Consider the following 12,264-nt stretch of genomic DNA (forward strand, 5'->3'; position numbering starts at 1 on the left):
ACTCGAACCCGCACATCCTTGCGGACGTCAGGACCTAAACCTGGTGCGTCTACCAATTTCGCCACCCGCGCGCCTGAAATAAAAACGGGAATCCTCAGCTTTTTAGGCTTGTGGACCCCCGCCTGAAATCGGTCAACTTTCTATTTTAGCCTGTATCGGTACCCTCTCCGGCTGCCGGTCAACCCGGCCCCGGTTTTAGGCCGGCACCAGACCCGGTGTGTCGCGCTTGACCCTGAACCAAGCCGCATACATCGCCGGCAAAGCGAGCAAGGTCAGCACGGTGGCCACGATCAGGCCGCCCATGATGGCAACCGCCATCGGTCCCCAGAACACGCTGCGCGACAGCGGAATCATCGCCAGCACGGCCGCTGCCGCCGTCAGCACGATGGGCCGCAGCCGGCGCACCGCCGACTCGATAATCGCGTCCCAGGCCGGGATGCCGGCCGCCCTGTCCTGCTCGATCTGGTCAATCAGGATCACCGAGTTGCGCTGGATCATGCCCATCAGGGCGATCACGCCCAGCAGAGCAACAAAACCAAACGGCCGGCCCAGCAGCAGCAGCGCACCAGCCACACCCGCAATACCCAGCGGCCCGGTCAGGAACACCAGCATCGCGCGGCTGAAGCTGTGCAGTTGCAGCATCAGGAGGGTGAAGGTCAGAAACAGCATGATGGGCACGCCGGCCACGATCGAGCTGGAGCCTTTGCTGCTCTCCTCGACGGCGCCGGCGACCTCAATGCGGTAGCCGCCCATGCCGTTTTTCTGCCATCTGGCTTCAATTGCCTTGAGGGCTGGCAGCAACTCGGCGGTCACCGTCGCGCCCTGCAAGCCCTCAACGATGTCGCTTTGCACCGTGATCGCGTAGTCGCGGTTCTCCCGCCACATCACGCCCGGCTCCCAGGTAAACACCGGCTTGGCGATCTGCGTCAACGGAATCGATTTGCCCGAAGCGGTAGGCAGGTAGGCATTGGCAATGTCGGTGATGGCGTTGCGTTCGTCCAGCGGCTGGCGCAGCACGATGTCGATCAGTTTGTCACCCTCGCGGAACTGCCCCACGGTGCTGCCGCTCAATATGGTTTTGGACGCCTGCGCAATCGACTGGCTGGTCACGCCCAGGGCGCGCGCCTTGGACTGGTCCACCTCCAGGCGCAACACCTTGACCGACTCGTTCCAGTTGTCGTTGACGCCTCGGGTATTCGGGCTCTCACGCATCGCAGCCTTCACCTCGTCGGCGCGGTCACGCAACACCAGCGGGTCGATGCCCACCACGCGAAACTGCACCGGGTACGGCACCGGCGGGCCGTTGGGCAGCAGCTTGATGCGGCCGCGCACCTCCGGAAACTCCTGGGCCAGCAGCGCCGGCAACTTGATGCGCAGCGACTCGCGCACTTTCAGGTCTTTGGGCAGCACGATGAATTGCGACACGTTGGTCTGCGGAAAGACCTGGTCCAGCGGCAAATAAAAGCGTGGCACGCCCGAACCGACCCAGGTGCTGACCGATTTGACGCCTTCCTCCTGAAGCAGGCGCGCTTCCACGCGTTTGGCCGTAACCTCATTGGCAGCAAACGAGGTGCCCTCCGGAAACCAGATGTCCACCATGATCTCGGGACGGCTCGAATCGGGAAAGAACTGCTGCTGCACCTGGCCCATGCCGACGATGCCCAGCGCAAAGGTCAGTACGGTAGCGCCTATGGTGACCCAACGGTATCGCACACACCAGTTCACCAGACGCCGAAAGCCGCGATAAAACGCCGTGTCGAAATGCTCTTGGTGACCGGCATCTGCACCTTCCGGCAGCGGCTTGGCCTTGAGCAGCAAGGTACCCAGGTAAGGCACAAAATACACCGACACGATCCAGCTCAGCACCAGCGCAATCACCGTCACCGCAAAAATCGCGAAGGTGTATTCGCCCACGGTCGATTTGGCCATGCCAATCGGCAGGAAACCCACAGCCGTGATCAAGGTGCCGGTCAACATCGGCATGGCGGTGATCTCATAGGCAAAGGTCGCGGCGCGCACCTTGTCGTAGCCCTCTTCCATCTTGCGCACCATCATCTCGACCGCGATGATGGCGTCATCGACCAGCAGGCCCAGCGCGATGATCAGCGAGCCCAGCGAAATCTTGTGCAGCCCGATGCCGAAATAACTCATGGCCAGAAAAGTCACCGCCAGCACCAGCGGGATCGTGATGCCGACCACCAGCCCCGGCCGCATGTCGATGTAATAACGCTTCCACAACGGGTGCTGACCGGGACGCCGGTGAAAGCCCAGCGCGATAAAACTCACCGCCAGCACAATCGCCACGGCTTCAATCAGCACGCGCACAAATTCATTGACCGAGGTTGTCACCGCGGTTGGCTGGTCCTGGATCTGCACCAGCTCGATCCCTGCCGGCAAGGTGGCGCTGATCTTGGCTGTGGTGGCCTTGAGCGCTTTCCCCAGCGCAATGATGTCGCCGCCCTTGCCCATGGACACGCCCAGCGCAATCACCTCCCGGCCCTGATGCCGCACCTTGACGGCAGGCGGATCGACGTAACCGCGCTTGATCTCGGCAATGTCACCCAGGCGCAACTGGCTGCCTGAATTGCCGCGTATCGGCATGGCGCGCAACTGCTCGACCGCCTCAAACTGGCCGGCCACCCGCACCTGGACCACGTCAAGCGGTGTCTGGATGGCGCCAGCCGACTCCACCGCGTTCTGCTGGCCGAGTTGGTTCAGCACCTGGGTAAAGTCCAGCCCAAGCTGGGCCAGGCGTTTCTGCGAAATTTCGATGAACAGCTTTTCGTCCTGCGCACCAAACTGCTCGACCTTGGCGACATCAGGCACGCGCAGCAACTGCTGGCGCACGTCGTCGGCAAAGGTCTTGAGCTCGGCATAACTGAAGCCGTCGGCCTGCAGTGCGTAGATCACGCCATAGACATCGCCGAAGTCGTCATTGAAAAACGGCCCCACCACCCCGCCCGGCAAGGTGCCGCGCATGTCGCCGATCTTCTTGCGCACCGCATACCAGACGCCGGCCACGTCTTCCGCTTTGGACGAGTCCTTGATCTGGAAAATGATCTGCGACTCACCGGGCTTGGAGTAGCTGCGGATCTTGTCCGCGTAAGGCACTTCCTGCAGCGTGCGTTCCAGCTTGTCGGTGACCTGTTCGGCCACCTGCTGCGCCGTCGCACCCGGCCAGTAAGTGCGCACCACCATCGCGCGGAAGGTAAACGGCGGGTCTTCGTCCTGGCCGAGCTGAAAGTAGGCGGCAAAACCCAGCAGCAGCAGCACCACCATCAGGTAACGCGTCAGCGCCGGATGGTCCAGCGCCCATTTGGACAGGTTGAAGCTGTCTTTCGGTTGTTCGGAGTTCATGCTGGCCTCACTTTGCAGCAGGCGCAGCAGCAGCAGCAGCGGTTGCTATCGGATTGATAGCTGTCTGCGCAGGCGGGACAGGGGCCAGCGCCGCTTTTGACTGATAAATGGTGACCTTCTGGCCGGGTGAAAGCACATGCACCCCGGCGCTGACCACCAGCATGCCCGGTTGCAATCCGGCAGCGACCACGGCCTCGTTGCCGTCAGCGGTGGCGATCTGGATGGTCTGCGACTTGAGCGTCATGCTCGCCTTGTCGAGCACCCAGACCGCGCTGTTTTTTCCTTCCTGGCGCAGCGCGCTGGTCGGCAACTTGATGACCTGCGCTGCGGTCACGCCCAGGCCTTGCGGCTGCACATAAACCGTGGCGCCCAGCACCGGCGGCTCTTTGGTGTCGAGCGCCACCTTGACCGGGTAGGTGCGCGTGGCGGGGTCGGCGCTGGCCGAGACCTCGCGCACCCGGCCAGTCAGTTCGCCGGATTGCGCCCAGACGCGCACCTTGACCGGCGTGCCGACCTTGATCGCGCCCACCTTGTCTTCAGGCACAGAAAACACCACGTCGCGCGGGCCGTCGGCGGCAATGCGTAGCACCGGCGTGCCGGCGGTCACGACCTGCCCGGCCTCTGCCTCGACGGCAGTGACCACCCCCGACACGTCAGCGACCAGCGATGCGTACTTGGCCTGGTTCCCCTGCACCGCCAGTTGCGACTGCGCCTGCTCAAGCTGGGCCTGCGCGGCTTTCAGCGTGGTATCGCGGCGCTCCAGTTCAGCGCCGCTGATGAAGTTCTGATCCTTGAGTTCCTTGTAGCGCTTGTAGTCGGCCGCCGCCAGGTCGCGGTTGGTACTGGCAGCCGCCACCTGGGCCCGCGCGGCATCCGCGGCCAGCTTGTAATCTTGCGGGTCAAGCTGGGCCAGCACCTGGCCGGCTTTCACCTGCTGGCCGAGCTCAGCCTGACGCCTGATGATTTTTCCACCGACCCGAAAACCGAGCCGGGATTCAACCTGGGCTTTCACTTCGCCGGCAAACTCGTAATTCGCCGTGAAAGAATCGGCGCCCACCGTCATCACCTTGACCGCACGCACCGGCTCCTCGGGCGGGGCGGGCTTGGAACAGGCGGCCAGAATCAGGGCGCTGCTGAGGACAATAAGGGCTGTTTTATGCATGATGTGGTGGGCAAAAGCGGTGGCGGAATATCAGCACGGTTGTGGGGAAAATCCACACTACTGACTGACCGGTTAGTAATCTAGGGTAAATCACTAGCGCTGTCAAGCGACAATCCGGCCCATGCATCCAGGCCCTTCCCACAGCACGCCAGCGGCGCTGCAGCCGCCGTCCAGCCACTATGAAAACTTCCCGGTGGCCTCGGTCTTGTGCCCGCCACGCCTGCGGCCGGCCATTGCCGCCATCTACTGGTTTGCGCGCACCGCCGACGACATTGCCGACGAAGGTGACGCCCGGCCCGCCCAGCGCCTGCAGGACCTCGCCGCCATCCGCGAGGACCTGTTCGCGGCGGCCGAAGACCGGCCCGGCTCAGGGCGCTGGCCGGGAGTTTTCGGCGCGCTGCAGCCGGTCATCGCCGAATTCGACCTGCCTGCTCCCTTGCTGGCCGACCTGCTCAGCGCCTTCGAGCAGGACGTGGTCAAGCAGCGTTACGCCACCGAGGCCGAGTTGCTGGACTACTGTCACCGCTCGGCCGACCCGGTCGGGCGCCTGTTGCTGCACCTGTATGGCGTGCACGACGCCCAATCCCTGGATCAGAGCGACAACATCTGCAGCGCCCTGCAACTGATCAATTTCTGGCAAGACCTCGGTGTCGACATTCCGCGCGGCCGCATCTACATCCCCCGCGAGTTATGGGCCGCGCACGGCGTGGACGAGGCGCAACTGATGGCCCGCGAGGTGAACCCCGCCACTACCAATTTGATAGCTGCCTGCGCCCATGCAGCAAGGGCCAGGATGCTGAAAGGCCTGGAACTTCCGGCTCGCGTCGCAGGCCGGCTGGGCGGCTTCGACGGCTGGCGCGCCGCGCTGGAGCTGCGCTGTGTGATCCAGGGCGGGCTGCGCATTCTGGACAAGATGGAAGCCATCGACCACCGCACCCTGGCCCGACGCCCCAAGCTGGGCGCCTGGGATGCTGTGGTGATTTTTTGGAAAGCCCTGTTCGCATGATCCGATCTGTTCCCATCCCCGCTGCCTGTCAGCTCAGCACCCGGCAGATGGATGCCGACTTTGCCGATGCCTATGAGGCGCTGGTTCCGGCCTCACCACTGACCGCGACCGAGATTTACCGGGCCATCTCCCGCCAAACGCCTGGCTGGGTAGAGGGCCTGATGCGCGCGCGCAACCAGGTAGCTCAGCTTTTTGGACTGAAGAACCTGGGCACGATGGCCGCTGTACCGCCTGGCGAAGCGGTTCCCGGCAAACGCATGGGGCTTTTTGAAGTGGTCAGCAGCAGCCCGAATGAGCTGGTCTTGCAGGACGACGACAAACACCTGATTGTTCAACTGTCGGTGTTGAAACAAACGCATGACGGTACCCACGACAAACTGACGCTGAGCACGGTGGTTCATATCCACAACACGCTGGGGCGGGTGTACATGGCTTTTGTTGGTCCAGCCCACAAGGTGATAGCGCCTGCGGTGTTGCGCCGCGCACCCCAGGCCGTGGCAACAAGCCTGCGACAATCCCGCCCATGAGCCCTGAGGAATACGTCCAGCAGAAAGCCGCCGCGTCCGGCAGCAGTTTTTATTACGCCTTCCTGTTTTTGCCCAAGGAGCGCCGCGCCGCCATCACCGCCTTCTACGCCTTCTGCCGCGAGATCGACGATGTGGTCGACGAGATCACCGACCCCGGCGTGGCTTACACGAAGCTCGCCTGGTGGCAAACCGAGGTGCTCAAGGCCTATGCCGGCGAGCCGACGCATCCGGTGATGAAGGCGCTGATGCCGCTGGCGCCCACCTACCGCATCGAGGCGCGGCATCTGCAGGCGGTGATCGAAGGCTGCCAGATGGACCTGGCGCAAAACCGTTACCTCGATTTTCCGAATCTCAAGACCTATTGCCACCTGGTGGCCGGCATCGTCGGCGAGGTCGCCGCGCGTATCTTCGGCCAGACCGACGAGGGCACCACGGCTTACGCGCACAAGCTGGGGCTGGCTTTCCAGATGACCAACATCATCCGCGACGTCGGCGAAGACGCGCTGCGCGGGCGCATCTACCTGCCGGTCAATGAACTGCAGCAGTTCGACGTGAAGGCGCATGAAATTCTCAAGCGCCAGTACTCGGACCGCTTCACCGCGCTGATGAAGTTTCAGACCGAACGCGCGTTGGCCCTGTACGACGAGGCGCTGGCGCTGCTGCCCGAGGCCGACCGCCGTACCCAAAAGCCCGGCCTGATGATGGCCAGCATCTACCGCACCCTGCTGCGCGAAATCGCGGCAGACAATTACCAGGTGCTGCACCAGCGCGTGAGCCTGACGCCGCTGCGCAAGTTCTGGCTGGCTTGGAAAACGCAGGCTTTCGGCAGGATATGACCCCCACGCTCCCCACTTCGTGTGGTTCGCTGCCCCCCGAGGGGGCCGCTGCGCCTGCGGGCCGGCAAAGCCGGACCCGCGGCCCCTGCTGGCACAGAACATCTGTGCCTGTGCCTGCGGTCAGGCATTTGGGCACATGAGAGTCGCGGTCATCGGCGCAGGCTGGGCCGGTTGTGCGGCGGCGGTCGAAGCCACGCGCCTGGGTCAGCAGGTCACCCTGCTTGAAGCGGCCCGCATTCCGGGCGGCCGCGCGCGGCGTATTGATGGCCAGTGGCACGATGGCTCCGCACTGCCGCTGGACAACGGCCAGCACATCCTGATCGGCGCCTACAGCGAAACATTGCGCCTGATGGCCGACCTCGGCCTGGATGCCAGCACGCTGTTGCTGCGTATGCCCTTGAGGCTGCAATTCCCAGATGGCAGCGGTTTGCTTTTTCCTTCGCTGCCAGCACCGCTGGACGCCTTCGCCGGCATCCTGCGCGCGCGCGGCTGGTCCTGGCGCGACAAGACCTCGCTGCTGCTGGCCGCCACGCGCTGGCAACTTTCCGGCTTTCGCTGCGCGCCGGAGCTGTCGGTGGCCCAACTGTGCCGCAAGCTCACACCTGGCGTGATGGCCACGCTGATTGAGCCACTGTGTGTGGCCGCCCTGAACACGCCGGCCGGGCGCGCCAGCGGCCAGGTTTTTTTGCGGGTGTTGCGCGATGCACTGTTTTCGCAGTCCGGCGGCTCGAATCTGTTGTTGCCGCGCACCGACCTCAGCGCACTGCTGCCCAACGCCGCGCTGGCCTGGCTGGCGCAACGCGGTGCCGATGTGCGCCTCGGTACACGCGTGTTGACCCTCGCCCCCGCAGGCGCCGGCTGGCAGGTCGATGGCGAAACTTTTGAGCGCGTGATCCTGGCCTGCCCGCCAGGCGAAGCGGCTCGGCTCGTCCTGAACACGGGCCTGCCCTGCGAAGCGTGGGCGGCGCAGGCAAACGGGTTGCGTTTCGAAGCCATCACCACGGTTTATGTCTCGTCGGCCGGCAGCCGCCTCGCGCAGCCCATGCTGGCGCTGCATGCCAGTGCGCCCGAAGGTGATGCACCAGCGCAATTTGTTTTCGACCGCGGCCAACTCGGCGGCCCGGATGGCCTGCTGGCTTTTGTGGTGAGTGCCAGCCAGGGCGACAGCGCCGCACTGACGCAACGTGTGCTGGCGCAGGCCCGCCAGCAGCTCGGCCTGACGCAGGCCATCGCCGTGCAAACCATTGTGGAAAAACGCGCAACCTTCGCCTGCCTGCCCGGCCTGCTGCGGCCCGGCGCGCAATTGCTGCCGGGGCTTCTGGCCTGCGGCGACTATGTGGACGGCCCTTACCCGGCGACACTGGAAGGTGCGGTGCGTTCCGGCTCGCAGGCAGCCCGGATTGCTATCAAATAAATAGCTGCTTACGCCCGTTGGATAAGGGCGGGACGCTCTTTTTCTTACTGATTCAGCGAAGCTCAGGCCTTGACCCGGTTGCGCGCCATCACCCGCACCTGCAGTTGCGCCGGCCGTGCCAGACAGCGCTCCAGCCATGCGGCCAGGCGCGGGCAGGCGGCCATGGCATCAGCGCGCTGAGACCAGGCCAGCACCGACGCCACACAGATGTCGGCCACGGTAAAGCGCTCGCCCGCAATGTAATCGCGGTTCTGCAAATGTTGCTCCAGCACCTGCAGCACCGGCGCGAGCCGGCGATCAGCCTGCGCGGCCAGCTCGGGCTTACGGCGTTCTTCGGGCATGGCCACCCGGTGCATCAGAAAAGTCAGCGCCTCTTTTTCACACTCGGTCACGGCCCAGAACGTCCAGCGCAGGATCTCGGCACGTTCGGCATGGTTTTGCGCCGCCAGCGAGGCGCCATCAGCCGCCCGGAAGCGGTCCGCCAGGTACAGCGCGCAGGCCATGGACTCCCACACCACAATGCCGTCGTCCACGATCACCGGGATATGACCGTTCGGATTGAGCGCCAGAAACTCGGGCGTGCGCGTGCCGCCGCCTTCATACACCTGGGCAATGTGCTGGTAGTCCAGCCCCAGTTCCTGCGCGACCCACAGCGGGCGCGACGTGCGCGAGGCGGCGATACCGTAAATCTTCAGCGTCATGCGGGCGCCTCCCCGGCCCTGAACAGGTCACACAACTCGGTGAGACTGGTCACGGTTTCATGCGGCGACGCATCGTGCACCCACAAATGGTCGGAACGATTGACCCAAGCCGTCTGCATGCCGGCATTGAGTGCGCCAAGCACGTCCAGCGCGGCGTCGTCGCCCACATGCAGCACGTTGTGCGCAGGCACATCGACGGCACCGGCAGCCGCAAGAAAAATCTGCGGGTCGGGCTTGCCCACGCCGAACTGCTGCGCGCTGATCGCGGCACGAAAATATTTGCCGAGCCCGACGCGCTGGATGTCGGCATTGCCGTTGGACAAAGCCACCACCGGGTAACGCGCCGACAAAAACTCCAGCGCCAGCAAGGCGTCGTCATACAGGGTGACCTGATTACGCGCCGCAAAAAACACTTCAAAGGCATCATCGGCCAGCAGTGGGTTTTCTTTGGAGCGGTACAGCGCCAGGCGGATCGCCTCGCGCCGGATCGCGCTGAGGTTGTGTTTGAGCTCGGGCCGTGAGCGAACAACATGTTCGCGGATGTCGTGTCTGGCTTTGGGGTTGGCAAACATCGCCGCCGTCATGGGCGCATGGCGGCCCAGCCATTTGTCAAGTGCAGCCTCGGCCCGCTCTATCGCGGGCCACACGGGCCAAAGGGTGTCGTCAAGGTCAAGGGATATGGCTTTAATAATTGTCAGGTCAAGCATAGGTAGGGGAGAATAACCCATGACTTTCGCCCCCGAACCCACCTTTAGCCACGGCCAGCCCGCAAAGGCCGCATCAGCGACTGCCGTGTTGTATTGCAACCTCGGTACGCCCGATGCACCGACCGCCGCAGCGCTGCGCCCTTACCTTGCCCAGTTTCTCAGCGACCACCGTGTGATCGAGATTCCGAAAGCCGTCTGGTGGCTGATCCTGCACGGCATCATCCTGCGGGTTCGGCCCAAAAAGTCAGCCGCCAAATACGCCAGCATCTGGACGGCTGAGGGCTCACCGCTCAAGGTATGGACAGCGGCGCAAGCGGTAGCGCTGGGTGGCACGCTGGCCGCACGCGGCCATCACGTGGCCGTGTCTTACGCCATGCGTTACGGCAACCCGTCCATTGCCTCGCAACTCGACGCACTCAAGGCCGACGGCGTGACACGTATCCTGGTGCTGCCGGCCTACCCGCAGTACAGCGGCACCAGCACCGCCAGCGTGTTCGACGCGGTGTACAGCTGGGCCGCCAAGGTGCGGCGTCTTCCCGAGCTGCGTTTTGTCAACAACTACCACGACCACCCGGGCTACATCGCCGCGCTGGCGGCGCGCGTGCGAGCGCACTGGGCCGCGCAGGGCCGGGCCGACAAGCTGGTGATGAGTTTTCACGGCGTGCCTGAACGCACACTGCATCTGGGCGACCCCTACCACTGCGAATGCCACAAAACCGGGCGCCTGCTGGCCGAACAACTGGGTCTCACGAAGGAACAGTATGTGGTCACCTTCCAGTCACGCTTCGGCAAGGCCAAGTGGCTGGAGCCTTACACCGAGCCAACCCTGGTGGCGCTGGCGCAGGCCGGCACCCACAGCGTCGACGTGATGTGCCCCGGCTTCACCGGCGACTGCCTGGAGACGCTAGAAGAAATCAGCATGGAAGCGCGCGAAGCCTTTCTGCACGCCGGCGGCAAAAGCTTCAGCTACATCGCCTGCCTCAACAACAGCCCCGAATGGCTGGAGGCGCTGGGCGACATTGCCGAGCAGCATTTGTCCGGATGGCCCACACAGGCTGCGCCCGATGCGCAGGCGCTGGCCGCGTCCCGTACAGCGGCCATCACCATGGGCGCTACGCAGTAAGCCTGGCGGGCTACCTTCTGCTGATCACCACGCCGCCCCCGGCGCCTGAGCTGTCGTTGTTGGTGCCGCGCAGCAGGTTGTTGCTGGCAATGGTCATGATGTAGGTGTCGGGGCTGTAGTTGCCGGTGCCCTGCAGGTAGACCGGGTTGCTGCCCTGGATCGTTACCGAGTTGCCGCGCACGCTCACCTGCACGTCCTGCCGGACCTTCTTGGAAATGCCCTGGTTGTTGGTGAACTTCAGCACCATCACGCCACGGCCACCCGCCTGCACACGCAAGGTGCCGTTGTAGGGAAAGCCGGCGGAGCCCGCATAGTCGACCAGCCACTCACCCTGCATCTGGAACTCGGGCGCGACATCCCGGGGACGGCTGCTGTTGCTGTTGTCGTTGTTGCCACGGTTGCTGCTGGCGTTATCGCTGCGGCTGTTGTTATCGCCGCGGTTGTTGTTGCCGCTGCTGTTGTTATTGTTGTTGTCACGCGAAGGCGCATCCTGCGCCGGCGAGGAAGCTGCTGCATCACAGCCCCAGGCGCGCACCTTGCAACTGGACCCACCCTTGGCCCGGCACTCCGAGTTGGCTCGCTGCTGCACGGCGGAGCTGGTCGAGCCTGTTGCCCAGCCATAGGCGTTGGAGCCTTTAGCCTGGTCTGCCGAGTACGCACCGCATTCTGCGCGGAAGCGCAACACGATGCTGCAGTCACCGCCACATTCACGCATCGCGCGCTGGTCGGCCTGGTCGATGCTCGGGTGGTTGAAGGAGAAACCGTACTTTTCACCTTGCAGGGTATCAATGGCCAGTGAGCCGGCCGCCATGGCCTGGCCACCCGCAAAAACAAGCATCAGAAGGAAAGTGAGTCTGGCTGCAGCAGTCTGGATTCTGGAGAGCATGGATGTACTTTGTGAAAGGTGGGATAAAGAAACGCGGGTTTCGGACCATTCAAATTATGGCCCTACCGTGGGACAAAAGATGCACCTCACCCGCATTAAATCCCCCATGAATATGGGGCGAGGTATGCCCGACAATCAAGCCAAGCCCCCGCCACATTCCGTCGCACCTCCTGAAAGCGCCCATGCACATTCTCTGGAAATACCTCCAGCCGCATCGAAAGCTGGCGCTGCTGGTGCAGAGTGGCGAGGTGCGTCGCCATGGCTGATCTGCGACTTGAACCGCTCAACGACGGTGTCTGGCGCGTCAAACACAGCCAGCACGGCCACATCGGCAATCTCAAGCGCATCGGCAGCGTGTGGAAATTCAAGGCGGTGGGTTACGGCCCTGGCGGGGAAGTGATTCCTGGTGGCGGCCCGTTGACCGACTTTCACAACACGCCGTTTGCCGCGCCCGACGAAATGCTGATCAATGCAGCGCTGGGTTCGCCCTGAAAATCCTGTCCAATAGCGTCATGGAAACCAGCAGCCACACCAGCACCGACCAG

General features: G+C 63.7%; 11 protein-coding genes. 6 read left to right on the top strand and 5 right to left on the bottom strand.

All coding sequences use genetic code 11. The annotated features are described in order from the left end of the window. Positions 1-195: 195 nt before the first annotated feature. A complete protein-coding gene (locus tag ACH2CW_RS04130) occupies positions 196-3,357 on the bottom strand; it encodes an efflux RND transporter permease subunit (protein ID WP_395055577.1) in 3,162 nt (1,053 codons plus the stop codon). Positions 3,358-3,364: 7 nt separating this feature from the next. Next, entirely contained in the window at positions 3,365-4,519 is a 1,155-nt protein-coding gene (locus ACH2CW_RS04135; protein WP_395055578.1) for an efflux RND transporter periplasmic adaptor subunit, read from the bottom strand. Positions 4,520-4,640: 121 nt separating this feature from the next. On the opposite strand from ACH2CW_RS04135, the gene hpnC reads away from it, so the two are divergent. The 4 genes from hpnC to hpnE all read left to right on the top strand — a co-directional run bounded on the left by hpnC (position 4,641) and on the right by hpnE (position 8,302). Then, positions 4,641-5,525 (top strand): squalene synthase HpnC, encoded by an 885-nt coding sequence (gene hpnC, locus ACH2CW_RS04140; RefSeq protein WP_395055579.1) that lies wholly within the window; start codon positions 4,641-4,643, stop codon positions 5,523-5,525. After that, entirely contained in the window at positions 5,522-6,052 is a 531-nt protein-coding gene (locus ACH2CW_RS04145) for a DUF2867 domain-containing protein (RefSeq protein WP_395055580.1), read from the top strand. Before hpnC ends, ACH2CW_RS04145 begins: the two co-directional genes overlap by 4 nt. Beyond that, positions 6,049-6,888 carry a presqualene diphosphate synthase HpnD gene (gene hpnD / locus ACH2CW_RS04150; protein ID WP_395055581.1) on the top strand — a complete coding sequence of 280 codons (840 nt, stop codon included), beginning with the start codon at positions 6,049-6,051 and terminating at the stop codon, positions 6,886-6,888. Before ACH2CW_RS04145 ends, hpnD begins: the two co-directional genes overlap by 4 nt. Before the next feature lie 136 nt (positions 6,889-7,024). Beyond that, on the top strand, positions 7,025-8,302 hold the full coding sequence (hpnE, locus tag ACH2CW_RS04155) for a hydroxysqualene dehydroxylase HpnE (RefSeq protein ID WP_395055582.1): 1,278 nt from the start codon (positions 7,025-7,027) through the stop codon (positions 8,300-8,302). A 62-nt stretch (positions 8,303-8,364) separates the two neighbouring features. Here the strand turns inward: hpnE and ACH2CW_RS04160 are convergent, their stop codons facing one another. Then, complete coding sequence (locus ACH2CW_RS04160; RefSeq protein WP_395055583.1) at positions 8,365-9,003, bottom strand: glutathione S-transferase family protein; 639 nt, start codon at positions 9,001-9,003, stop codon at positions 8,365-8,367. After that, the gene (locus ACH2CW_RS04165) at positions 9,000-9,710 is read right to left on the bottom strand and encodes an HAD family hydrolase (protein ID WP_395055584.1); all 711 of its coding nucleotides are present in this window, start codon (positions 9,708-9,710) and stop codon (positions 9,000-9,002) included. Before ACH2CW_RS04165 ends, ACH2CW_RS04160 begins: the two co-directional genes overlap by 4 nt. 19 nt (positions 9,711-9,729) lie before the next feature. On the opposite strand from ACH2CW_RS04165, the gene hemH reads away from it, so the two are divergent. After that, positions 9,730-10,833, top strand: a complete 1,104-nt coding sequence (gene hemH / locus ACH2CW_RS04170) for a ferrochelatase (RefSeq protein ID WP_395055585.1) — start codon at positions 9,730-9,732, stop codon at positions 10,831-10,833. 10 nt (positions 10,834-10,843) lie between these two features. Here the strand turns inward: hemH and ACH2CW_RS04175 are convergent, their stop codons facing one another. Next, on the bottom strand, positions 10,844-11,719 hold the full coding sequence (locus tag ACH2CW_RS04175; protein ID WP_395055586.1) for a DUF4189 domain-containing protein: 876 nt from the start codon (positions 11,717-11,719) through the stop codon (positions 10,844-10,846). A 258-nt stretch (positions 11,720-11,977) separates the two neighbouring features. Between ACH2CW_RS04175 and ACH2CW_RS04180 the strand changes: the two genes are divergently transcribed. Beyond that, positions 11,978-12,211, top strand: a complete 234-nt coding sequence (locus tag ACH2CW_RS04180) for a hypothetical protein (RefSeq protein ID WP_395055587.1) — start codon at positions 11,978-11,980, stop codon at positions 12,209-12,211. Positions 12,212-12,264: the final 53 nt, after the last annotated feature.

The sequence above is a fragment of the Polaromonas sp. genome, from assembly GCF_043778355.1.
Classification (GTDB): Bacteria; Pseudomonadota; Gammaproteobacteria; order Burkholderiales; family Burkholderiaceae_C; genus Polaromonas.